This window comes from Providencia alcalifaciens (assembly GCF_020271745.1).
GTDB lineage: Bacteria > Pseudomonadota > Gammaproteobacteria > Enterobacterales > Enterobacteriaceae > Providencia > Providencia alcalifaciens_B.
This window is the reverse complement of record NZ_CP084296.1, coordinates 911676-934446: the sequence shown is the minus strand read 5'-3', so window position 1 is coordinate 934446 and position 22771 is coordinate 911676. Positions and strand designations below refer to the sequence as shown.

Here is a 22771-nt window from a genome sequence, read left to right as displayed (position 1 = left end):
TGGGAACTTTTAAGCTTTAGGCATTGCTTTAAATTCTATTTTTTCTTTTATTACTCCCCCCTTCGTCATTACTGTCGAACCCCCTGCCTGTAAAACCACAACCAACTGATTAATAACAATATTATTTCTGGCACAAAAAATGCTTAGGTATCTGCAACAAACTTAAGATCCGACTGATTTTATTGGAGGGGAAAGCGAATGAATCGCTTTGTAATTGCAGACCCACAACTGTGTATCGGATGTAACACTTGCATGGCGGCGTGCTCAGAAACGCATAAAGCCCAAGGATTACAAACATATCCGAGACTGAAAGTGGTCAAAGTTGGCGAGCTAACCGCACCGATGCTTTGTCGTCAATGTGACGATGCACCGTGTGCGCGAGTGTGCCCGGTCAATGCCATCACTCACGAAAATGACATGATTGTGCTGAATGAAAGCCTATGCATTGGTTGCAAACTGTGTGGTTTGGTTTGCCCATTTGGGGCAATCACACCATCAGGTAGCAAACCGGTAGATGCACCTGATTTCTTTGAACAATATGTTCCAAAAGAGATGCTATTAGATGTACCAGATAGCCTCCCAACTATGAACCCTTTCCTTGCGTGGAACGCGGGAATTCGCAATGTCGCCGTGAAGTGTGACCTGTGTGATTTCAGTGACGAAGGGCCAGCTTGCGTCAAAGTTTGCCCAACCGATGCCCTCCATCTGGTGGAAGAACACCAACTCGAAAACGAAAGTGCCAAACGCCGCAGTGCATCTGTCGATGCTATGCCGCCAGAGTTCGACATTTTTGTTGCTGATCGGGAGAACCCATAATGACACCTCTTCAGTTACTTTTATGGTCGGTGATTTTCTACGCGGTGGGGGGCTTTGTTTCGTTGCTCTTTAAACGCCAAGAAAAGCTCGCCATTTATGTCGCGGGAATTGCTGCCATGATCGGCGGCGTGCTGGGCTTATGCAGCTCAATTCCTGTTTTAATGAGTGGGGAAGTACTTACTTACCTATCGCAAGGTCCATTCCCGTTCGCCAATTTTGTTGTTAGGTTCGATAGCCTCGCCGCCTTTATGGTGATGGTGATTTCGCTGCTAGTGACCGTCAGTGCCTTATATTCCTTAAACTATGTTCAGGAATATTGCGGTCGTGGCGCGTGGAGCATGGGATTCTTCCTGAACTTGTTTATCGCCTCAATGGTTGCCTTAGTGGTGATGGATAACGCTTTCTACTTCATCATCCTATTTGAAATGATGTCACTGGCTTCTTGGTTCTTAGTCATTGCCGACCAAGATGACAAATCCATTCGTGCGGGTCTGCTGTACTTCTTTATTGCCCACGCGGGTTCGATTTTAATTATGATCGCCTTCTTCTTAATGTGGCGTGAAAGTGGCAGCTTAGATTTCGACTCCTTCCGCCAGCTTTCGCTTTCACCAGCGATGGCATCTATCGTTTTCTTATTGGGATTTTTTGGCTTTGGTGCCAAAGCAGGGATGCTCCCACTTCACAGCTGGTTACCGCAAGCTCACCCCGCAGCACCGTCTCATGCGTCAGCATTAATGTCCGGCGTCATGGTAAAAATCGGTATCTTCGGGATCATCAAAGTGGGTATCGATTTACTCGGTGCCACTCAAGGCTGGTGGGGCATTGTGGTACTGGCATTCGGTGCAGTTTCCTCGGTTCTTGGGGTTATGTACGCACTGGCTGAGCACGATATCAAACGCTTACTGGCTTGGCACACCGTCGAAAATATCGGGATTATCTTGATGGGTGTCGGTGTGGCAATGGTCGGCATGGCAAACAATATGCCTGTGTTGGCGACCATCGGTTTGCTCGGTGCGATTTACCACTTACTTAACCACGCGGTATTCAAAGGATTACTATTCCTTGGCGCGGGCGCCGTGATCTACCGTGTACATACCCGCGATATGGAAAAAATGGGCGGCTTGGCGAAATTAATGCCACTCACCGCCACCGCGTTTTTAATTGGCTGTATGGCGATTTCCGCACTGCCACCACTCAACGGATTTGTTAGTGAGTGGTACACCTACCAATCCCTGTTCTCCATGAGCCACGAAGGCACTTTTATTATGCGCATCAGCGGCCCAATTGCCATTGTGATGTTAGCCATCACCGGGGCATTGGCGGCAATGTGTTTTGTGAAAGTGTACGGCGTCAGTTTTTGCGGTGGCGCTCGTAGTGAGCAAGCCACTCATGCCCGTGAAGTGCCATGGACAATGACCGCGGCGATGCTAATTTTAGCGGCTATCTGCGTAATTTTAGGGGTCGGCGCGACCTATATCGCTCCGGTCTTAGCCAACGTGGCAATGTCCCTGACACACGCCACCGATATCACCGTGGCACAAGGGGCGATGCTGGTACCAAACAGCGCGTCTCAAGCGATGATCTCCCCAGCCATGACCTTGATTCTGCTGCTAGCGCTGCCAATCATTCCGTTAATTATCTACATGGTATTTAAAGGTAAACAGCTCGAAGCGCGCCGTAAAGGGGACGCATGGGCGTGTGGTTATGCGTGGGAAAAAGAGATGTCGGTGTCAGCAGGTGGCTTTACTCAACCGCTACGTTCTATGTTTGCCCCACTGTACCGCTTGCGTACTCAGCTCGACCCTTCTGCACGTTTAGCACAAACCTTAGAAGTGACGAAAGAGGGAGCAGGGAAGGTGGAACCGTTCTGGGATGAGAAAATTATCTACCCATTGGTTCGTGTGATTAACCGAATAGCAAAACGCATGCAATGCCTGCAAGGCGGGGACTTCAGGCTCTACTGCCTGTATGTGGTCGCGGCCTTGATCGTGCTGCTTGTTGTGATTGCGGCGTAAGGAGAGCAACCATGTCGATTCAAGAAACACCTACATTGATGACAGGGATCTTCGCCGTCGTTCAAGCCGTCGTTTTACTGCTGCTGACGCCGCTGTTCACTGGGATCTCCCGTCAAATTCGCGCCAAAATGCACTCCCGCCAAGGCCCTGGTATTTGGCAGGATTATCGTGATATTACCAAGCTGCTGACGCGTCAATCCGTCGCACCGCGTGATTCTGGCATTATCTTTCGCATCATGCCGTATGTGCTGTTGGGCAGCATGTTGCTGCTAGCAATGGCGTTGCCAGTGGTCACTAACACATCACTGTTTAGTGGCGCTGCCGACATTATCATCGTGCTGTATATCTTCGCGTTATTCCGCTTTTTCTTTTCACTTTCAGGTCTCGATACCGGCAGCCCATTTGCGGGTATCGGTGCGAGCCGTGAACTGACACTTGGCGTACTGGTGGAGCCAACCTTATTCCTCGGTTTGTTGGTTGTGGCTCTGATTGCTGGCTCCACCAACATTGGCACCATCAGCGCCACCATGAGTGAAGGCTGGGTATCTCCAACGGCCACGTTATTAGCGTTACTGGCTTGCGGCTTCGCGACTTTCATTGAGATGGGCAAAATCCCATTCGATGTGGCAGAAGCGGAGCAAGAGCTGCAAGAAGGCCCATTAACTGAATACTCCGGTTCAGGATTTGCAATGGTGAAATTGGGAATTGGCCTGAAACAAGTGGTCGTTGCGGTTCTGTTCCTATCGATTTTCTTCCCATTTGGTAATGCCAGTGTCTTTACCGTTGGCAGTGTGCTGCTCGCGATGGGATTACTGCTAGTGAAATTATTGGTGATTTTCGTGCTGGCGTCGCTGGTCGAAAACAGTCTGGCTCGTGGTCGTTTCTTATTAACGCACCATGTGACTTGGTTAGGATTCGGTGTTGCGGCACTCGGATTCGTCTTCTACCTCACCGGTCTATAAGGAGCGACGAAGCATGTTAGAAAATATTGCACTAGCAACCTTGATAATCCCGTTCATCGGGGCGTTGCTGGTCAGTGTGCTACCCACCCGTCTAGCACCGTGGCTAAGTACCTTAGTGGCGTTGCTGGCTTCTTTGGGAACAGCGGCACTGGGCTGGCTCTATTTAGACGGTGGTAAGGTCGCCACTACACTGGAGTTAATTCAGACTGGTGATGTAGCGCTGTTTGGTTTTACGGTGGATGGCGTGAGCACACTGATTGCGTTTGCGGTGGTGTTCCTCGGCTTCTTGATTTGCCTCTACTCAACGGGGTATCTCACTGAAGGAAACCGTGAGCACGCTCATGGGCCCACTCGTCGCTATTACGCTTTCTTACTGATCTTTATCGGTGCGATGGCCGGGGTTGTGCTCTCTTCCACTATTTTAGGTCAATTAGTCTTCTTCGAAATTACTGGTGGGTGTTCTTGGGCGTTAATTGGTTACTACCAAACTGAAAAATCCCAGCGTTCAGCGATGAAAGCCTTGCTGATCACCCATGTTGGCTCACTTGGCTTATACATGGCGGCGGCAACCTTATTTATTAGTACTGGCACCTTTGCGCTGAGCGCCATTGACCGTTTGAGTGAATCTCAAAGCCTGATTGTGTTCGGCGGTATTTTGTTTGCGGCATGGGGTAAATCAGCGCAGTTACCACTGCAAGCCTGGCTACCCGATGCAATGGAAGCTCCAACCCCAGTCAGTGCTTACTTACACGCAGCGTCTATGGTGAAAGTGGGTGTGTATATCTTTGCCCGTGGCTTGATGTCTTCAACCCATGTACCAGAAATCATTGGTTGGGTGGGTGTTGTGATGGCAGTTATCACACTGGTGTATGGTTTTATGATGTACCTGCCGCAGAAAGACATGAAACGTCTGCTCGCATGGTCAACCATCACGCAGTTGGCGTATATCTTCCTCGCTTTATCCCTATCCGTTTTCGGCTCCAAAGAAGCCTTCGATGGCGGTATCGCGTATATCTTCAACCACGCTTTTGCGAAAAGCCTGTTCTTCTTAGTCGCGGGTGCGCTGAGTTATAGCTGCGGTACGCGTATGTTGCCGCGTTTGCGCGGTTTGGCAAAACGCTACCCATTATTGGGAGTGGGTTTCTGTGTGGCGGCACTAGCTATCGCCGGTGTTCCACCACTTAATGGCTTCTTCAGTAAATTCCCTATCTTTGCAGCGGGCTTCGCGCTGTCTGAACAGTTCTGGGTATTAACGCCAATTATGGTGTTGGTACTGATTGAGTCTGTCGCGAGCTTTGCATGGTTACTGTACTGGTTCGGCAAAGTGGTTCCGGGTGAACCTAGCGAAGAAGTGGCAAACGGCAGCGCAGTTCCTTGGGCAATGCAGTGGGTTATCGGCTTACTGATCGTAATGTCCTTCTGTTCTAGTGTTATTGCCGTCATCTGGCTCGGTTAAGGGAGAGAAAGTATGACTGGTTCAATGATTGTAAATAATTTAGCAGGGCTGATGATGATCACGTCGCTGCTGGTGATCGGCGCGAAAAAGCCGGTGGTCTCTTGTTGGCTTTATGCGTTGCAGTCACTGGTGTTAGTGGCGATTTTCGGCACGCTTTCCTACACCCTCAACGCCCCTGAATTGGCAATGTGGGCAGGTACCGCGTTTGCTACCAAAGTGGTTTTGGTTCCGCTGATTATGGGCTACGCCTTCCGAAAATTGTCTGATCCAACCGCCAACGGCGGGATGATTAGCCCAGCTTGGTTGATGTTAGCGGCAGCGGTAATTGTGGTGCTGTGCTGGTTTGTGGTCGAGCCAATTAAATTGCCACTGGCAGCGGATTTAAAACCCGCTTTAGCGGTTTCTCTTGGGCACTTTATGCTGGGGCTGCTGTGTATCGTGACTCAACGCAATATTCTCAAGCAAGCCTTTGGTTACTGCCTAATGGAAAACGGCTCCCACCTAACCCTCGCGTTACTGGCGTATAAAGCCCCTGAGCTGGTGGAAATTGGTATCGCCACAGACGCCATTTTTGCGGTGATCATTATGGCGGTATTGGCTCGTAAAATTTATCGCACGCTCAACACACTGAACGTGGATCAACTGACCGCGCTGAAGGGGTGATGAGATGAGTCAAACAATGTTATTAACCTTATTGATGGCAACCCCGCTGGTGATTTCACTGCTGGCATTTGCTTGTCGCTTACTGGGCAATGGAGCAAAAATCCCTGTCACGGCGATCCATGCGATTGGGATCACGGTATTATTGGTTTTATCGCTCTGGATGGTTGGCACGATAGATAAAGTCGGTGACTTGCTGATGGCAGGTCACTGGATCCATCTTGATAGCCTCGCAGGGTTATTCCTCGCTATCTTGGGGATCGTCGGCTTCCTGACGGGCTTGTACTCCATCGGTTATATGAACCATGAAGTGCATGAAGGGGAAATCAGTGTGGAAACCCTATGTAACTATTACGGTTTCTTCCATTTATTCCTGTTCACGATGCTGTTGGTGATCACCAGTAATAACCTGATTTTAATGTGGGCGGCGGTAGAAGCCACCACGTTAAGCTCCGCATTCTTAGTGGGTATTTACGGTCAACGTTCTTCACTGGAAGCGGCGTGGAAATACATCATTATCTGTAGCGTGGGTGTAGCGTTCGGCTTGTTTGGTACCATTTTAGTGTATGCCAATGCAGTGAACGTCATGCCAGATCCTGAAATGGCTATCTTCTGGACGGAAGTCCTGAAATACACCGACCTTCTCGATCCAACTTTGATGCATCTAGCCTTTGTCTTTGTGTTAATCGGTTTTGGTACCAAAACGGGTCTGTTCCCAATGCACGCCTGGTTACCGGATGCGCACAGTGAAGCACCAAGCCCAACGTCGGCGCTATTGTCTGCGGTGCTGCTGAACTGTGCACTGCTGATTATCATTCGTTACTACATCATCGTGACCTCATCGATTGGCGGTGAATTTACTCAAACCTTACTGCTGGTATTCGGATTAATGTCCGTGGCGGTAGCGGCGTTCTTTATCTTGGTACAAAAAGATATGAAACGTTTGCTGGCGTACTCCAGTGTGGAAAACATGGGGCTGATCGCGGTGGCATTAGGTATCGGCGGGCCTTTAGGGGTACTGGCAGCGCTGCTGCATACCTTAAACCACAGTTTGGGTAAAACCTTGCTGTTCTGCGGTTCCGGTAACGTTCTACTGAAATATGGCACTCGCGATATTACGGTAGTGAAAGGGCTACTGCGTACCATGCCATTTACCGCAGTCGTGTTTGCGGGTGGCGCATTAGCGCTGGGCGGTATGCCGCCATTCAACGTCTTTTTAAGTGAATTTATGATTGTGGTGGCGGGGCTAATCGCTAACCATTTCTGGTTAACCTTGCTGGTGCTGATCCTGATTACGGTGGTGCTGGGTGGGCTGATCCGCATGATCTCCAAAACCTTATTTGGCGAACAACCAGAGTGCGTAGCGCGTGGTGAGCTGGGCATTTTAACCACATTACCGATGGCAATTTTGATTGTACTGATGCTAGTGATGGGGACTTATATTCCTCAGCCTGTCAGCCGCTTACTGGAAAATGCCGCGACGATCGTGCTCAAAGACAGCGCGACAGCCGACCACCAAATTACCACCTTAAATTACCAATGGCCGTGGGGTGCAAGTACCTCCGAACCTTCATCGCAGGAGAAATAACGTGAGCTATCAGAATTATACAGATACCCTTCAGGGCGTTCGCAAAGGCGCTGGCTATCTGGCAAAAGTGCGCGAGAAATTTCCTCATGCCATGCTGGAAGAGGAGTGGCAAACGTCCAACCAAGTCACGATCACGGTTAAAACCGAGATGCTGCCAGAAGTGGTGGAGTTTCTCTATTACGGCTGCGGCGGTTGGTTGCCAGTGCTGTGGGGAAACGATGAGCGTCCTCTAAATGGGCAGTTTGCGGTGTATTATGCGCTGTCGATGGAAGAAGGGGAAAAATGTTGGGTGACGGTGAAAGCCTATGTCAGCCCAATTACTCAAGAGTTTCCATCCGTGACGTCACGGGTGCCTGCGGCAGTATGGGGTGAGCGTGAAATCCGTGATATGTACGGTTTACGTCCTGTGGGCTTACCGGATGAGCGCCGTTTAGTACTGCCGGATGACTGGCCTGAAGACCTGTATCCGCTGCGCAAAGACACCATGGATTACCGTCAGCGTCCTGCGCCAACCACCGACACAGAAACCTACGAGTTTATCAACGACAGCAAAACCCAAAGCCGTATCGTGCCAATTGGTCCGCTGCATATCACGTCCGATGAACCAGGGCACTTCCGCCTGTTTGTGGATGGCGAGCGCATTGTGGATGCGGATTACCGTATGTTCTATGTTCACCGTGGTATGGAAAAACTAGCTGAAACTCGCATGGGTTACAACGAAGTCACTTTCCTATCTGACCGTGTCTGCGGTATTTGCGGGTTTACCCACAGCGTGGCGTACACCACCTCCGTGGAAAATGCGCTCGGTATTTATGTGCCTCAGCGTGCTCATACTATTCGTAGTGTTTTACTGGAAGTGGAACGCTTACATAGCCACTTACTGAATATCGGTTTAGCGAGCCATTTCACCGGTTTTGATACTGGTTTTATGCAATTTTTCCGTGTCCGTGAAAAATCCATGACCATGGCAGAATTACTGACAGGCGCCCGTAAAACTTACGGTACCAACTTAATTGGTGGGGTTCGTCGTGACTTCTTAAAAGAGCAGCGAGTCAAAACTATTCAGCTAGTTAAAGAGATGCGCCAAGATGTGACTCAGCTGGTGGATATGCTGCTGAGCACACCAAATATGGAGCAGCGTACCGTCGGTGTCGGTCGCCTCGATCCACAAGTTGCTCGTGATTACAGCCCGGTAGGACCGATGATCCGCGCCAGCGGCTTCAAGCGCGATGTCCGTTTCGACCATCCATTTGCTGATTATGGCAATTTACCTAAAACCTTATTCACGTTAGATGGTTGCGATGTCTATTCCCGTGTGATGGTGCGTATCAAAGAGACGTTGGATTCGCTATCGATGATTGAATATGCCCTCGACAATATGCCTGAAGGCCCAATTTTGACAGAGGGCTTTACCTATCAGCCCCATAAATTTGCACTGGGCTATACCGAAGCGCCGCGAGGTGAAGATGTTCACTGGAGCATGCTCGGGGATAACCAAAAACTGTATCGCTGGCGCTGCCGTGCCGCCACTTACGCCAATTGGCCAGTGCTGCGTTATATGCTGCAAGGCAACACCGTTTCCGATGCGCCATTGATTATCGGTAGCCTCGACCCTTGCTACTCCTGTACTGACCGCGTGACGCTGGTGGATGTGAAGAAACGCAAAGCGAAAACCGTCGCGTACAAAGAGCTCGAACAGCACAGTATCGAGCGCAAACATTCGATTATGAAATAACGGAGGGACACCATGTTTAAACTTTTCAAAACCCTTCGTAATGCGGGTACTGCAACGGTGAAATACCCGTTCAAACCGCTGGAAGTGGCTCACGGATTTAGAGGTAAACCTGAATATGACCCGCAGCAATGTATCGCGTGTGGCGCTTGTATTTCCGCTTGCCCTGCCAATGCGTTAACCATGGAAACCGACTTAGAAAGTGGTGAACGCCGCTGGCAGCTGTTTTTAGGTCGCTGTATTTATTGTGCACGCTGTGAAGAGGTTTGTCCGACTCGCGCCATTCACTTAACGGAAGAGTTTGAAACCGCAGTAATGAACAAAGCGGATTTGTACATGAAAGGGACGTTCCGCCTGCAGCATTGTCGTCAGTGTGGCGAGGCATTCGCCCCGAAAAAATCCGTGGAGTATGCCATGGCACTGATGGTGGCATCGGGCATTGAGGAAGACGGCATTGAAGCTCTACGCCCAATGTATGAAACCTGCCCATCCTGTAAGCAAAAAAATAATCTATTGAATAATGATCGTCAGAACTTCCGTTTGCATATTCAGGGAGATAAATCATGATTTTGCCAAATATCCCCGTTAACCATCACGTTAGCCAGCCTATCGTTCTCGATGAGCAGGTTGCGAAACTGAAAAGCACGCTGCTGAAAGATATTAAGCGTTCGGCGTATGTGTATCGCGTGGACTGTGGCGGTTGCAACGGATGTGAAATTGAAATTTTCTCGGCAATCACCCCGGTTTTCGATGCGGAACGTTTCGGGATCAAAGTGGTAGCATCTCCGCGCCATGCGGATATTTTACTGTTCACAGGGGCGGTCACCCGTGCGATGCGTATGCCTGCACTGCGGGCGTATGAATCTGCGCCGGATCCAAAAATCTGTATCTCTTACGGAGCTTGTGGTTGCGGCGGCGGGATCTTCCACGATCTGTACTGTGTTTGGGGTGGTAGCGAACACATTGTGCCAATCGATGTGTGGATCCCCGGCTGCCCACCGACCCCAGCTGCCACTATTTACGGTTTCGCAGTGGCATTAGGATTATTGAAACAAAAACTCGTTGGGCAAGATCACCGTGAAGCCGACGGGGAGAAAGTGGAGCTATTGCTGCCATCTATTCCGTTAGCAACCCGCGTGATGATCGAACGTGAAGCGCGCCGCCAAGCGGGTTATTATCAAGGTCGAGAAATCAGTGACCGCTTCCTGACCCTGCTAGATGGAGCGACCCCAAACCAAGTGAAAGCCACGATGCAAACATGGATGGATGAGGAGCAAGACCCACGCCTGCGTGAGATTGTGAATCGCCTCGTGACCGTGTTGCAACAAGGGGGAATCAATGAGTGAGTCAGCAACTGAAACGGGCAAAGTGATTTTCTGGTCACTGCGCCAGAAGTTTGTCGACAGTGACGATGACGTGCCTGAAGACGCTCAGCAAGTGATGTATTACTCGCTGGCGATTGGTCACCACGTTGGGATGATTGATTGCCTTAAAACCGAATTAGAGTGTCCGTTAGATGGTTTTCAATCTTGGGTGAATGCGCTTCCTGAAGGGGAGGCGCGCCGCAAATTGCAGGGTTTGATTACCTTCGGTGAAATCAATATCGATTCCACCCACACCAATATGCTGGCGTTAGCATTAGATCATTTTGCCAAAGACAGTGATTCCCCTTACCAAGCTTGGAGCGCCACACTGATTCGATTACTCGGCGAAATTGAGCGCGAGCCGGCAATTTATTTAATCGTGAAAAGGCAGCCGATGAGCGATGTTGCGAGACAAACTCAACCGTCTTTTTCGATGGAAATCGAATCTTCAGCAGAAAGCTCATGCCCTTCAACAAACCTATCGCCTTCAGAGAATCAGTCTCCAGTGCAGAATCTGATGTTGGCGGTGGGCAATAGCATGATGGGAGATGACGGCGCTGGCCCGATGCTATTCGACCTGATGCAACAAACCCCGATTGAGGGCTGGGTGGCAATTAACGGTGGAAGCAGCCCTGAAAGTGTTTCCCACCAAGTGCGAGCCTTAAAACCCCAGCGTTTATTAATTGTGGATGCTGCGGATATTGGTTTAGCGCCGGGAGAAATTCGGGTTATCGACCCTGATGATATCGCCGAAATGTTTATTATGAGTACCCACAACTTGCCGCTGAACTTTCTTATCGATCAGTTAAAAGAGGATGTCGGAGAAATTATTTTCTTAGGCATTCAGCCCGATTTAGTGGGTTTTTATATGCCGATGAATGACAAAGTGGTTGCCGCCGTCGAACAAGTTTATCAAGCCTTACCAACGTGGGATGGGTTAGGGGGATTTCGGTTATTTGAGGGTGAATAACGGCAGACTGGAAGCCTTTATTTAAAGGACAAAATTTTAAGGGAATAAATAGACCGCGCTACAGGGATGTAGTGCGGTAGAAATGATATTTAAGAGGTGTACCATACTTGCGGTTTTATGGTTAAGAATAAATATTTTAATTAAAAATCATTTAACTAGTATTAAGCTAGCAATTAAAGATGAAACTACACCAAGAGATATAGTTAATGAAATGGAAAATATAAGGCTAAAAATATTGTTAGACTTCTCATCATGATAATCGTTTATAATTCTTTTATCTCCTTGATTCAGCGATAAATAAGAAATAGGTATATATCTATCAATAGATGACTCTAATAATCCACCGAAGAAACTAGCTATTTTTGACATAAGCATAAATGAAGAGAAAAATAAAATGCCATATTGTAATACATCTAAATATGATGATTTTTCATTAAGTACTTCAGGTATGTTTTTTATGAAGAAATAAGTAAGTAGTATTCCATTAGCAAAAGATATAATACTAGGAAATAAGTGAGAAATACCTTGAAAATATTGTAAAAATTTTAACTTATTTTTGGTTTTTTTACAACCATCAACCCATTCTTGCATTGCCTCAATGAAACTTCTTGCAATTACATAGTCTACATATTCGACAGATATATCTGCAGTAGGACCATACATGAATCTAATAAGGTTAGATCTTATAAAGGGTGGCGCATCTTCTTTCATTTGTTGTATTAGTGCAATTCTAGAATTTAATCTAATAGTTAATTTGTACTGCTGAGGATTAATACTGCCATTTGGGAGTATTGAGAAATTGTATTCCATTAATACAGTTAGTGTTGGGCTAGTTATTCCATTATTATAAATTTTAAATCTATCAAAGGAAGTAAATTGTTCTTTTCTTTCTTTTGAATGAATAACTGTTATTGACTCACTTTGCGCAATAATATTATGTACATCACAAATTTGAGAAATTTTATGATGAATTTGATTGAGTTCATTCATATCAATGTGTAAATCAGCAGATGATCTGAAAGATGTTTTTTCATTTTTTCCAGTAATATGATGATATGCCTCTTGATACATTTTTATCTTGAGGTCTAATTCTCTTGATGATGGAATGGGGATGATTTTTCCATTATTCTCAGGGTCATCTTTTTCAACTAGACTCATTTTTTATCCTTTGTTTTCATAGTGGTTCACTCTTTAAGATAGATGGGAATATTATCAGGATATATTAAGTGTTTAATGTTAAATATTAAGAGTTTGTAGAGTTTAATATCTGAAAGTGCTTTTTTTTAGATAGAATGCCTAATTTGAATAGTTGGGTAGAGTGTGAAGTTTGATATTAAATAGTTATCTATTGTTCACTTCCCCTAAAATAAGGCAGTTATAATTAGACTTTCTGCCTTAAAATTTGCAGAGGTCATGATGAAAAAAGCCCGTTTTACTGAAACTCAAATCGTTAATATTTTAAACTCTCTGATTTTGGCATGAAAGTGGAAGATATTTATCGCCAAAATGGGATCAGCAACGCCACCTATTATAATTGGAAATCAAAGTATGGCGGCATGGAACCTAATAATGTTAAACGATTAAAAAGAGCTTGAAGATAAAAACGCGAAACTGAATAAGCTCTTTGCGGAAGTCAGCCTTGAAAATCACTCTATGTTGTTGTGTCTCAATTAAAGGGGAGTGAACAATACCAAGAAGTAAAAAATGCTTCTAATGCGGATTTTTATCATCTATCTGAATCATTGGAAAATTTTTATCGAACTTATGGAGTTTTATTGTTGGAAAAACAAAAATGATAATAGAAGAATTATATCCTTGCCCTTGTTGTTACAATAAAACAATAACTGGCTTAGGTAATTATGAAATTTGTCCTATCTGTGGGTGGGAGGATGATTCTGTTCAATCTGAAGATCCTGAGTTTTCAGGTGGGGCAAATTTCAGTAATTTAAATGATGCAAAGAAAAAGTATCATGCGGAAAATAAATAGCTAACACCATAATCTTTAAAAGATCCCTGCCCCACACAGGAATCTCCTGAACCGCTTTACTCTCCCTCAGCCAGCCGGATAACCAACTGTCTGGCTTGGCGAATGAGGGAGACGTGGCTTCCTACTGTAAACCCTAACTCACTCAACCACTTACCGCTGAATATCAGTTGTGGGTTGGGGTTGGGGTTACCGCGGTTGGGACGTAACCTACTGTATATTTTCTGGTTTTAATTCCGCTTTTATCGCCTTCTAAATTCAAAACGCACGTCGGGATAGCTTTGATGTTAACGTTAAAGAGCACACTGAACTCGACGGTGCGGTGATTGTCTCGACCGCAGAAAAAGACAAAAATCGCTTAGAAACGGGCACGCTGGGCTGGAAAAATATCGACAATAAAGCTGATATGCTGAGGTAATAGATATCACGCATTCCCTCGCAAAAAATACCCCACATCTTCTTCGACTTCTTCCATTGCCATTAACGCTTCTAAGGTATCCCTTGCTTCTTTCTCATCAAGGATACTCATGGCAAAGCCGACGTGAACGAGTACCCATTTGCCGATCATACTCTCGGTATCCCCTTCGCATACAAGGGCAATATTCACTTCCCGTTGGACACCGCAAACATCCACTTGGGCGCTATCCATAGGGGTTTGACCAACGGCAACCACTTGACCGGGAATACCTAAACACATAACTGGCTCCTAAATGGGTTATTCAATTTCAATCTGCTTCACTTGCATGGTGCTAGTGCTGTCGACAATTAAGTTTTGGCTGCCGCAGTGGGGGCAACCTGCACCAAATTGGGTTATTTGTACCTGATGCTGACAATCTCGGCATTGCGCTTGCGCAGGGGAAATTACAATATGTAATTCGGCACCTTGGGCGAGGGTATTGCGGCAGATAATATCAAAACAAAAATGCACGGCGGATTCTTCCACGCAAGAGACGGCGCTGAGTTCTAACCACACGCCAGTCACCCGCCGAGCATGATTACGTTTAGCGTGCTGTTCAATAATCTCAAATGCGCTTTGGCATAAGGCAACTTCATGCATGGGCTATCCCTTAAGACAAAATATCTGCTGGGTTTTCAAAGGCTGCACGACGGCGGCGTTCTTTGATAATTTCATCCATTTTATTTCTGTCGACGATCATTAAGGCTTCTGTTGGACAGACTTCCACACAAGCAGGCCCACCTTCACGGGTATGGCATAAGTCGCATTTATGCGCTTCAGCACGATACTGTGGAATCGTATTGAGTGCCGTGGTGTGCTGCGCAACTGGGCGGCTGATCACTTCCATGGTGCCGTAAGGGCAAGCGATAACACAGGTTTTACAACCAATACATTTAGATTGATCCACATACATAAAATCATCTTTACGGCTGATGGCGCCATTAGGGCACACATTGGCACACGGGGCGTCCTCACATTGGCGACAAACCACCGCGGTACTGACGGTATAGCCTTTTAGTACATGAATACGCGGAAAAAATTCATCCTTTACAACGGTGGCAATCCCTGTTTCTTGTTCTTGGTGGGAGACCACACAAGCCACTTCACAGGTGTGACAGCCAATGCACTTCTTTGGGTCTGCAATGATGAAACGGTTCATCATATTCTCCTGAATGATCGTAAACGGGCATGGGATCCGGTCTATTCCGGTTGCCTCGTTTTATGCTGACAATACTCAGAGATAAGCATGGATCGTGCCAAATTCGTTAAATAAATTAATTTAATAAAATCATTAAGTTAGTTATTATCGGACAATGACAAAAAATAGAAGTTTCATATTCGACACGTTTTTCGACATTATTGTCGAGGGGCATGAAATCGGTATTAAGCGGATATTGGGTTAAATCAACTAATATCTAAAATAGGTGAATGGATCAAACTTAAATCAGACTCTGATATTATTTTTTCAAATAATGACTACAATATTAGTATTAAATCAAAAATAGTAATCGTATTAATCACACTATTAAACTTTTTTATTTTTATGATTGATAAATAAGTCGTTTATAAATGAAAATTTAAAACTCTAACTAATTCTCATTATTGTTAGTCAGCAAAATAAATAGATGACTTGGCAATGCAGTGGGTTAGGACGAGATTGGAGATTTTGTGAGCATATCCGAAACCACCGAACAAATTCGTCATGAACGTGACCAGTTTAGGATCCTTGTGGACATCACTAACTCAGTGCTTTCTCATCTTGAAATGGATGGGTTAGTGGCTGAGGTTTCGAGGGAAATCTACCGATTTTTTGGGATTAGCCAAATCAGCGTTGCCCTTTGTGATAATGTTAGTTCAGCGGTTTATCTTTGTTATTCAAGCCATTATCAACGCTCAAAACCTGTTAAAAAAAGCCAGTATCATCTTAATGAGCTGCATGCGGATCTCGCTCAAGTCTTGGAGAGCAACAAGCCGCTGCGCTTAGCGCTCGATAGGCAAACTCAAGACCCTCTGTATCAAAATCTGTGTGCAGAAGGGATGACGGAAACTTTGCTGTTACCGTTGGCATTTAATCATAAGCCATTAGGTGTTTTAGTGTTATCTCATGAAGATGACCGTATTTTCACCGAAGATAGCTGCAATTTATTGAAGCAAGTAGCGGCGCGTTTTGCGATTGCCGTGGATAATGCCGCAGCGTATGGTGAAATTACTCGTCTCAAAGATAGCCTGAAAAATGAAAATTTATGGCTCAATGAACAGATCCAAAACACCAATAGCTTCAGTGAAATTGTCTTTCAAAGTCAGGCGATGCGTGAAGTGTTGGAGCAAGTGGATTTAGTGGCTCGCAGTGATAGCACCGTGCTTATTTTGGGTGAAACGGGCACGGGTAAAGAGTTAATTGCCAGAGCCGTTCATCAACTTAGCAATCGCCACCAACGCTCACTGATTAAAATGAACTGTGCGGCAATTCCGACAGGTTTATTAGAAAGCGACTTGTTTGGACATGATAAAGGCGCATTTACAGGCGCAACGAGTACCCATATTGGTCGCTTTGAAATGGCAGATAAAAGCACACTATTTTTAGATGAAATTGGTGATATGCCACTGGATCTACAGCCAAAATTATTGCGTGTTTTACAAGAGCGCGAGATCGAGCGCATTGGCGGAAATAAAGTTATCCCTGTGGATGTGCGACTTGTAGCGGCGACTAATCGCAACTTAAAGGCGATGACGGAAGACCGAGAGTTCCGTGAAGATCTGTATTATCGCTTGAATGTGTTCCCGATTGTGATCCCGCCATTACGTGATCGACCTGAAGATATTCCGCTGCTCGCGACCTATTTCACCAAGAAAATGGCGCAGCGTATGAACCGTAAGATTGATTGCATTCCTCGCGATGCACTCGCGCAGCTATCTTTGTACCCATGGCCGGGCAATGTGCGGGAGCTGGAAAATGTGATTGAACGAGCCGTTATTTTAACCCGTGGGAATACGCTGAATATTCAATTGCATGAGCTAAATATCCCAAAACCATCTCGCATTAAAGAAGCCCTGAATAAGCCCAGTTCATTAGAACGAAAAATGCAGACGGATGCGCCAGAGAGCGACGATGAAGAACGGAACCGAATTATTGAAGCGCTAAAAGCCACCAATGGGGTGGTTGCAGGAGCGAGAGGGGCGGCAGCCCGCTTAGGGTTGAAGCGCACGACGTTGCTTTCAAGGATGCAGAGACTCGGGGTTAGTGTTCAAGACCTATTCCAGTAATCTCGTCATACTTCGCGCTGTGGCGTTGTTGGCTAGCCTCGCTAACCCGAGTCACATACTTAATCTCGTCATACTTCGCGCTGTGGCGTTGTTGGCTAGCCTCGCTAACCCGAGTCACATACTTAATCTCGTCATACTTCACGCCGTGGCGTTGTTGGCTGTCCTCGCTAACCCTAGTCACATACTTATGTATGCTCCTAGGGCTTAGCTGCGTCTGCCGCCTAGCCACAACGCGAATTATTTAGAGATTGGTAGAAGCTAGTAAAGGAAAAGGGAAAGGAAAAAGGGAAAATTACTAAGTGAAAATAAAGGGTGTTGATTATTTTGTTGGAAGGTTATTTTTTTATTAAATAGTTTTTAATGGCGATTAATATTTTATTTTAATCGCTTGTTGAAGGGCGATGTTTATTATCGTTATATGATTTTTAATATATGTCGTTTTTAATGTATTTAGCGTTTAATATAATTTGCACTGTAGGTTTGTTTTATATACGTATTCCTACAGTGCAAAGCGTCAAAATAAACTATAAACCTTCGGCTGCCTCACGTAAGCGACGTTTGATCCCCGTATACTCCTGAACCACATAATGCTCGGCTTTATGTTGATCCGCGATTGGCTCAACACGCACCGCACAGTATTTGTATTCCGGTGTTTTGGTTATCGGGCTTAAGTTCTCGGCGACCAGCTCATTACAAGCACCAATCCACCACTGATACGTCATATATACAGCGCCTTTATTTGGGCGGTCGCTGATATTTGCGCGAGTGATGACCTTACCTTGTCGTGAACAGACCCAAACCAGTTCCTGATCTTTAATGCCTAACGCTTTCGCATCGGCCGTATTGATCTGAACAAAACCCGGTTCGTCAGCGAGAGACGCTAGGGCTTTACAGTTACCGGTCATCGAGCGGCAAGAGTAGTGGCCAACTTCACGCACGGTGGCAAGAACCATTGGGTACTCATCACTGACTTGGTCGATTGGTGGGCGCCATTCGCAAGTAAAGAATTGACCGCGACCATTTGGTGTATCGAAATTACCACCTTCATACAGGTACTCGGTGCCTTCACTTTCTAACGTACGGCATGGCCATTGAATGTATGCCAAGCCCGCCATTTTCTCGTAAGTCGCACCAAAATAAATCGGGCAAAGCTCACGTAGCTCATCCCAAATTTCTTTGGTGTTATTGTAGTGCATTGGGTAGCCCATTGCGGTTGACATTAAACTGATGATTTCCCAGTCAGTTTTTACATCACCCACAGGTTCAACCGCTTTATAGAAGCGTTGGAAACCACGGTCAGCCGCCGTATAGACACCTTCATGTTCCCCCCAAGAGGTAGCTGGGAAAATCACGTCTGCAATTGACGCGGTTTTGGTCATAAAGATATCTTGCACGATTAACAGCTCAAGTTTGTCGAATGTGCGGCGAATCGTTGCTAAATCCGGCTCAGTTTGTAGTGGATCTTCACCCATTACATAGTGCGCTTTCAGAATGCCTTCATCGATAAAGTGGGGGACTTCACTCAGCGGAATACCATTTTCATCCGGCATTGCGTCAATGCCCCAGAATTTGGCAAATTTATCGAGAGCCGCTTTATCCGAAACATACTGATAGCCCGGTAGCGTATTCGGTAACGCCCCCATATCGCAGGCACCTTGTACGTTATTTTGACCACGTACAGGACCCACACCCACATGCGGCTTACCTAGGTTGCCAGTGAGTAATGCCAAGCTGGTGAGAGACTGAACGGTTTCCACCCCTTGGTAGAACTGAGTGACACCCATGCCCCATAAAATGGTGGCATTTTCAGCTTTCGCGTACATCCGTGCGGTTCTGCGGATATCCTCGGCTTTGATACCGGTGATCTCTTCAACGGATTCAGGTGTATATGGTGCCACTAATGCACGATATTCGTCGAACTTGTCGGTATGCGCCTCAATAAAGGCTTGATCATACAGATTCTCCTCGATGATAACGTGAGCGAACGCATTCAATAACGCGATGTTTGAACCGTTTTTCAGTGGTAAGTGAATATCTGCAATACGCGCGGTTTCAATATAACGCGGGTCGCAGACAATAATTTGTGCCCCTTTTTCTTTCGCTTTTAAAATACGGCGAGCGACAATAGGGTGTGAGTCCGCGGCGTTATAACCGAAGACAAAAATACATTTGGTATCCTCAATTTCAACAATTGAGTTGCTCATTGCGCCATTACCGACCGAACGCTGCAGACCTGCAACCGAAGGGCCGTGTCAGACACGTGCGCAGCAGTCGATATTATTACTACCGACCGCTGCACGAACAAATTTTTGCATCACGAAGTTGGCTTCATTGCCCGGACCGCGGGAAGAACCTGTCGTCATGATGGCTTTTGGACCATATTTTTCTTTGATGGCTAATAAACGGGAGCTCGCAAATTCAATGGCTTCCTCCCAAGAAACAACCTCTAATTTGCCACCACGCTGACGGCGGATCATCGGGTTTTTTAAACGCGGTGTTAAAATTTTAGTGTCATGAATGAAGTCCCAGCCATAGTAACCTTTCAGGCAAAGCTCCCCTTCATTTGTGTGACCATTTGCGCCTTCTGCGCCAATGATCTTCCCGTTTTCCACCTTCAGGTTGATTTTACAGCCTGAGGCGCAATACGGGCAGACGGTGATGACTTTTTCCATCAACATTGCTCCTCTATTTTTGTGTAGCGGTTTCCCGCTCTTTCAAGAGAGCTAATGCAGGGTTTGTGCCAGTTTTTTTAGCGAAGATGGAATTTATAATTAACTGAATAAAAAGAAAATATTTTCAAGTGAAAAGTGAACAACAACTAAATTGAGATGACATCGTCAAAAGTGTCGAGGGTTTCTCGGACAATGACGCATAGTTCTTGCATCATTTATTTCATAATCTTGTCACAAAGTGGTTGTTTATTCGTCATTATTATGACTTAAATTTGACAATAACGCGCATGTGAGAGGACTTCATTATGTTTAGTGTTGATGCTTTACTGGAAAGTGCTTTTCCGCAGCAAACACTGCCCGCTTGGAAACGGAAATTATTAAAGCGTTTACTGCATGAAAAAGATTTTCAGCAGCTTGCTGAGGATTATCCACACTTAAAAGGGCTCGATCTTGTCGAACAATTTATGAATGACTTGAATGTCCGTTGCGAATTAGGTGACGGGGATTTAGAGAATATCCCAAGCCAAGGTCCAGTATTATTTGTTGCAAATCATCCAATTGGCTCCCTTGATGGGCTCGCAATTTTACGTGCAGTTGCAACGATTCGACCGGATGTAAAAATTGTCGCGAATCAAATGCTCAGTTACCTTGAGCCACTTCAAAGCTTATTTATTCCTGTTGATAATGTTGGCAATCGCACCAACCGCCAGCAAGTCGTGGGTATGCAATCTCATCTTGATAACCAAGGGGCATTGGTTGTTTTTCCTGCGGGGGAAGTCTCTCGATGGGGGACGAAAGGCGTTCGTGATTGTCATTGGCGCACGGGGTTTTTACGTTTAGCCGCCAAATCTCGTGCACCGATTGTTCCCGTGCATGTTCAAGCCCGTAACAGCTTGCTGTTCTACACAACATCTTTGGTGTATAAGCCGCTATCTGCTTTGATGCTGGTGAACGAGATGTTCAAGCAGCGCAATAATCGGATCAAATTACGCATCGGTGGACGCATCCCGTTTTCCCAATGGTATGACGGGCGAACGAATGATAATGAGCTGGCGGAGCGGTTTCGTCGCCATGTGTATCTGCTAGGGAAAGGAAAAGCAGGGCTGTTTACCTGTGAAGCGCCAATCGCGTTACCCGAAGACCGCATTGAACTGAAAAAGGCCTTAGCGGCTTGCGAGCAACTAGGCGTGACTCCTGATGGTAAAATTATTTACCTCTATCAGCGCCAGCAAGAAGAGCGAACGCCGATTTTACGCGAGCTGGGACGATTGCGGGAAATCGCATTCCGCGCAGTGGGGGAAGGCTCCGGTCGACGCCGTGATCTCGATAGTTTCGATGACGATTATTACCATCTTATTTTATGGGATGAAGAGGATTTAGAAGTGGTGGGCGCATACCGATTTGTGCCGACGGAGCAGCAGCTAGAGAAAAAAGGGTTAGAGGGGATCTACAGCAATAGCCTGTTCCACTATAACCAAGACATGATGCCTATTTTGGCTCAAGGGATTGAGTTAGGGCGTAGTTTTATTCAGCCCGCCTATTGGGGTAAACGCGGCTTAGATTATCTTTGGTTAGGCATTGGCGCGTATTTAGCGAAGTATCCTCAATATCGTTATCTATTTGGTCCCGTGTCTATCTCTGGAAGCCTGCCCGTTGCTGCACGTGATTTGCTGATTGCATTTTATCGCCTCTATTTTTCCTCTGAGCTGGCAATGGCGCAATCCCGTAAGCCTTACCCTGCATCACTGCCACAGGTTTTAGCCCAGTTTGATGGTAATAATTACCAAGAAGATTTGGTGAAGCTAAAAAGCTTACTGAGCAATATTGGCTGCTCTATTCCGACGTTGTATAAACAATATACAGAACTGTGTGAGCCGGGAGGTGTACAGTTTATTGATTTCGGTACGGACCCTGCCTTTAATGACTGCATTGATGGTTTGGTGCTGGTGGATATGAATCGTTTAAAACCACAACGTTATCAACGGTATATTGCGGTACATTTGGAAAAGAATACAGCAGAAGAAAAATTGACTGGCAAGGGCACTCATATTGTCGAGCAAATGGGCGAGATACTGAAACCTAAATCCTGAAAATTAAGAACGCAATACAGTGCATTAACGATGTAATCAAAACCCATGGCCTTAACCAGTAGGATAACCGTAACTTACCGATAATCTAGGAATTATTTCATATACAGCTCATTTTAGTTTCAGCAAAATATTATTGATGACATCGATAATAAATTTAAGGATTTTTCATGCAAAGTATGAAGCCAGAAACCATCGCTCTTTATAATGAACTTATGCCAGCCATCACTGAGTTAGCGACGTTACTGAACCCTAACTCTAAAGAAAATACAGCGACTGATATTGCTTCTTTTGAAGAGGAATTGAAAGAGTTGATCGATGAGGATGAAGAAGGTTTTATTGATAGTGTCGAGAATGAAGACCTTGGATTCATTATTGCGGATTTGGTCGTGAGATCGAACATGGGAAATAGTTTTTGGATAGACTGGAAAGATAGTGAATCTGCGGTTGTTTTTTTGGTAGAGGCGCTAGATATTGCGGATCTTGATATTCGATTAGATTTCGGAGTTGGCGACCCTAAAAATGATTTAAGGCCTGACCAAATTTTTGTGCGCGCGAATCAGCAATTACAAACGCTTGGCTATTATCTATTAGGCTTAAATTCCGGTAATGATGCTTACCATGAAATTTTAATACCTTCAGAAATTTTCGAACCGTTTATATCGATTATGGAACAATTCGATGTGATGGTTGATTTGAATGACGAAGAAGTGGATTACAGTGAGTATGAGTAACGTTATTTGA

General features: G+C 45.9%; 21 protein-coding genes and 2 pseudogenes. 16 read left to right on the top strand and 7 right to left on the bottom strand.

Going from position 1 to position 22771, the window contains the following annotated elements:
• The first annotated feature begins 198 nt into the window (after nucleotides 1–198).
• The 11 genes and pseudogenes from LDO51_RS04165 to hycI all read left to right on the top strand — a co-directional run bounded on the left by LDO51_RS04165 (nucleotide 199) and on the right by hycI (nucleotide 11563).
• Nucleotides 199–816 carry a 4Fe-4S dicluster domain-containing protein gene (locus LDO51_RS04165; RefSeq protein ID WP_211886918.1) on the top strand — a complete coding sequence of 206 codons (618 nt, stop codon included), beginning with the start codon at nucleotides 199–201 and terminating at the stop codon, nucleotides 814–816.
• A complete protein-coding gene (gene hyfB, locus LDO51_RS04160) occupies nucleotides 816–2831 on the top strand; it encodes a hydrogenase 4 subunit B (RefSeq protein WP_225576466.1) in 2016 nt (671 codons plus the stop codon). The genes LDO51_RS04165 and hyfB overlap by 1 nt, the downstream gene beginning before the upstream one ends.
• Before the next feature lie 11 nt (nucleotides 2832–2842).
• Nucleotides 2843–3793 carry a respiratory chain complex I subunit 1 family protein gene (locus LDO51_RS04155; protein WP_282560293.1) on the top strand — a complete coding sequence of 317 codons (951 nt, stop codon included), beginning with the start codon at nucleotides 2843–2845 and terminating at the stop codon, nucleotides 3791–3793.
• Between the two features lie 13 nt (nucleotides 3794–3806).
• Nucleotides 3807–5249 carry a hydrogenase 4 subunit D gene (locus LDO51_RS04150; RefSeq protein ID WP_036949173.1) on the top strand — a complete coding sequence of 481 codons (1443 nt, stop codon included), beginning with the start codon at nucleotides 3807–3809 and terminating at the stop codon, nucleotides 5247–5249.
• Between the two features lie 12 nt (nucleotides 5250–5261).
• A complete protein-coding gene (hyfE, locus tag LDO51_RS04145) occupies nucleotides 5262–5912 on the top strand; it encodes a hydrogenase 4 membrane subunit (RefSeq protein WP_225576465.1) in 651 nt (216 codons plus the stop codon).
• A 4-nt stretch (nucleotides 5913–5916) separates the two neighbouring features.
• Nucleotides 5917–7497 (top strand): hydrogenase 4 subunit F, encoded by a 1581-nt coding sequence (locus tag LDO51_RS04140; protein WP_225576464.1) that lies wholly within the window; start codon nucleotides 5917–5919, stop codon nucleotides 7495–7497.
• A 1-nt stretch (nucleotide 7498) separates the two neighbouring features.
• Nucleotides 7499–9232, top strand: a complete 1734-nt coding sequence (locus tag LDO51_RS04135) for an NADH-quinone oxidoreductase subunit C (RefSeq protein ID WP_282560292.1) — start codon at nucleotides 7499–7501, stop codon at nucleotides 9230–9232.
• Nucleotides 9233–9244: 12 nt separating this feature from the next.
• Nucleotides 9245–9796 (top strand): hydrogenase 4 subunit H, encoded by a 552-nt coding sequence (gene hyfH, locus LDO51_RS04130; protein ID WP_225576463.1) that lies wholly within the window; start codon nucleotides 9245–9247, stop codon nucleotides 9794–9796.
• Nucleotides 9793–10575: an NADH-quinone oxidoreductase subunit B family protein gene (locus LDO51_RS04125; protein ID WP_225576462.1), complete on the top strand. Its 783-nt coding sequence runs from the start codon at nucleotides 9793–9795 to the stop codon at nucleotides 10573–10575. Before hyfH ends, LDO51_RS04125 begins: the two co-directional genes overlap by 4 nt.
• A pseudogene (locus LDO51_RS04120) lies at nucleotides 10568–10924 on the top strand (formate hydrogenlyase maturation HycH family protein); the annotation flags it as partial. The gene LDO51_RS04125 and the pseudogene LDO51_RS04120, both read left to right, overlap by 8 nt.
• 186 nt (nucleotides 10925–11110) lie before the next feature.
• Nucleotides 11111–11563 carry a hydrogenase maturation peptidase HycI gene (gene hycI / locus LDO51_RS04115; RefSeq protein ID WP_225577213.1) on the top strand — a complete coding sequence of 151 codons (453 nt, stop codon included), beginning with the start codon at nucleotides 11111–11113 and terminating at the stop codon, nucleotides 11561–11563.
• Between the two features lie 147 nt (nucleotides 11564–11710).
• Here hycI and LDO51_RS04110 read toward each other — a convergent pair whose 3' ends face one another.
• On the bottom strand, nucleotides 11711–12721 hold the full coding sequence (locus LDO51_RS04110; protein WP_225576461.1) for a hypothetical protein: 1011 nt from the start codon (nucleotides 12719–12721) through the stop codon (nucleotides 11711–11713).
• Nucleotides 12722–12979: 258 nt separating this feature from the next.
• On the opposite strand from LDO51_RS04110, the pseudogene LDO51_RS04105 reads away from it, so the two are divergent.
• Both LDO51_RS04105 and LDO51_RS04100 read left to right on the top strand, forming a co-directional pair.
• Nucleotides 12980–13219: pseudogene (locus LDO51_RS04105) on the top strand (transposase); the annotation flags it as partial.
• A gap of 136 nt (nucleotides 13220–13355) precedes the next feature.
• Entirely contained in the window at nucleotides 13356–13550 is a 195-nt protein-coding gene (locus tag LDO51_RS04100; protein WP_423810959.1) for a CPCC family cysteine-rich protein, read from the top strand.
• 56 nt (nucleotides 13551–13606) lie between these two features.
• Here the strand turns inward: LDO51_RS04100 and LDO51_RS19430 are convergent, their stop codons facing one another.
• The 4 genes from LDO51_RS19430 to hydN form a co-directional block, all read right to left on the bottom strand.
• Nucleotides 13607–13696: a hypothetical protein gene (locus LDO51_RS19430; RefSeq protein ID WP_263869887.1), complete on the bottom strand. Its 90-nt coding sequence runs from the start codon at nucleotides 13694–13696 to the stop codon at nucleotides 13607–13609.
• 275 nt (nucleotides 13697–13971) lie between these two features.
• Complete coding sequence (hybG, locus tag LDO51_RS04090; RefSeq protein ID WP_154637227.1) at nucleotides 13972–14244, bottom strand: hydrogenase maturation factor HybG; 273 nt, start codon at nucleotides 14242–14244, stop codon at nucleotides 13972–13974.
• 18 nt (nucleotides 14245–14262) lie between these two features.
• Nucleotides 14263–14604, bottom strand: coding sequence for a hydrogenase maturation nickel metallochaperone HypA (hypA, locus tag LDO51_RS04085; protein ID WP_225576460.1), 342 nt, complete (start codon nucleotides 14602–14604; stop codon nucleotides 14263–14265).
• Between the two features lie 10 nt (nucleotides 14605–14614).
• The gene (gene hydN / locus LDO51_RS04080; RefSeq protein ID WP_225577210.1) at nucleotides 14615–15163 is read right to left on the bottom strand and encodes an electron transport protein HydN; all 549 of its coding nucleotides are present in this window, start codon (nucleotides 15161–15163) and stop codon (nucleotides 14615–14617) included.
• Between the two features lie 509 nt (nucleotides 15164–15672).
• On the opposite strand from hydN, the gene LDO51_RS04075 reads away from it, so the two are divergent.
• Entirely contained in the window at nucleotides 15673–17268 is a 1596-nt protein-coding gene (locus tag LDO51_RS04075) for a sigma 54-interacting transcriptional regulator (protein ID WP_225576459.1), read from the top strand.
• Here LDO51_RS04075 and LDO51_RS04070 read toward each other — a convergent pair.
• Both LDO51_RS04070 and fdhF read right to left on the bottom strand, forming a co-directional pair.
• Nucleotides 17243–17449, bottom strand: coding sequence for a hypothetical protein (locus LDO51_RS04070; protein WP_225576458.1), 207 nt, complete (start codon nucleotides 17447–17449; stop codon nucleotides 17243–17245). The genes LDO51_RS04075 and LDO51_RS04070 overlap by 26 nt on opposite strands.
• Before the next feature lie 343 nt (nucleotides 17450–17792).
• Nucleotides 17793–19940 (bottom strand): formate dehydrogenase subunit alpha, encoded by a 2148-nt coding sequence (gene fdhF / locus LDO51_RS04065; RefSeq protein WP_225576457.1) that lies wholly within the window; start codon nucleotides 19938–19940, stop codon nucleotides 17793–17795.
• 305 nt (nucleotides 19941–20245) lie between these two features.
• Here fdhF and LDO51_RS04060 point away from each other — a divergent pair, with 305 nt between their 5' ends.
• Together LDO51_RS04060 and LDO51_RS04055 are read left to right on the top strand one after the other, a co-directional pair.
• Nucleotides 20246–22030 (top strand): lysophospholipid acyltransferase family protein, encoded by a 1785-nt coding sequence (locus tag LDO51_RS04060; protein WP_225576456.1) that lies wholly within the window; start codon nucleotides 20246–20248, stop codon nucleotides 22028–22030.
• A gap of 167 nt (nucleotides 22031–22197) precedes the next feature.
• On the top strand, nucleotides 22198–22761 hold the full coding sequence (locus tag LDO51_RS04055) for a DUF6630 family protein (RefSeq protein WP_225576455.1): 564 nt from the start codon (nucleotides 22198–22200) through the stop codon (nucleotides 22759–22761).
• The last annotated feature ends 10 nt before the right edge of the window (nucleotides 22762–22771 follow it).

What these genes read in the sequence shown, in the direction of transcription:
- LDO51_RS04165 (WP_211886918.1), top strand. Translation starts at nt 199, where the DNA reads ATGAATCGCTTTGTAATTGCAGACCCACAACTGTGTATCGGATGTAAC.
- hyfB (WP_225576466.1), top strand. Translation starts at nt 816, where the DNA reads ATGACACCTCTTCAGTTACTTTTATGGTCGGTGATTTTCTACGCGGTG.
- LDO51_RS04155 (WP_282560293.1), top strand. Translation starts at nt 2,843, where the DNA reads ATGTCGATTCAAGAAACACCTACATTGATGACAGGGATCTTCGCCGTC.
- LDO51_RS04150 (WP_036949173.1), top strand. Translation starts at nt 3,807, where the DNA reads ATGTTAGAAAATATTGCACTAGCAACCTTGATAATCCCGTTCATCGGG.
- hyfE (WP_225576465.1), top strand. Translation starts at nt 5,262, where the DNA reads ATGACTGGTTCAATGATTGTAAATAATTTAGCAGGGCTGATGATGATC.
- LDO51_RS04140 (WP_225576464.1), top strand. Translation starts at nt 5,917, where the DNA reads ATGAGTCAAACAATGTTATTAACCTTATTGATGGCAACCCCGCTGGTG.
- hyfH (WP_225576463.1), top strand. Translation starts at nt 9,245, where the DNA reads ATGTTTAAACTTTTCAAAACCCTTCGTAATGCGGGTACTGCAACGGTG.
- LDO51_RS04125 (WP_225576462.1), top strand. Translation starts at nt 9,793, where the DNA reads ATGATTTTGCCAAATATCCCCGTTAACCATCACGTTAGCCAGCCTATC.
- hycI (WP_225577213.1), top strand. Translation starts at nt 11,111, where the DNA reads ATGTTGGCGGTGGGCAATAGCATGATGGGAGATGACGGCGCTGGCCCG.
- LDO51_RS04110 (WP_225576461.1), bottom strand. Translation starts at nt 12,721, where the DNA reads ATGAGTCTAGTTGAAAAAGATGACCCTGAGAATAATGGAAAAATCATC.
- LDO51_RS04100 (WP_423810959.1), top strand. Translation starts at nt 13,356, where the DNA reads ATGATAATAGAAGAATTATATCCTTGCCCTTGTTGTTACAATAAAACA.
- hybG (WP_154637227.1), bottom strand. Translation starts at nt 14,244, where the DNA reads ATGTGTTTAGGTATTCCCGGTCAAGTGGTTGCCGTTGGTCAAACCCCT.
- hypA (WP_225576460.1), bottom strand. Translation starts at nt 14,604, where the DNA reads ATGCATGAAGTTGCCTTATGCCAAAGCGCATTTGAGATTATTGAACAG.
- hydN (WP_225577210.1), bottom strand. Translation starts at nt 15,163, where the DNA reads ATGAACCGTTTCATCATTGCAGACCCAAAGAAGTGCATTGGCTGTCAC.
- LDO51_RS04060 (WP_225576456.1), top strand. Translation starts at nt 20,246, where the DNA reads ATGTTTAGTGTTGATGCTTTACTGGAAAGTGCTTTTCCGCAGCAAACA.
- LDO51_RS04055 (WP_225576455.1), top strand. Translation starts at nt 22,198, where the DNA reads ATGCAAAGTATGAAGCCAGAAACCATCGCTCTTTATAATGAACTTATG.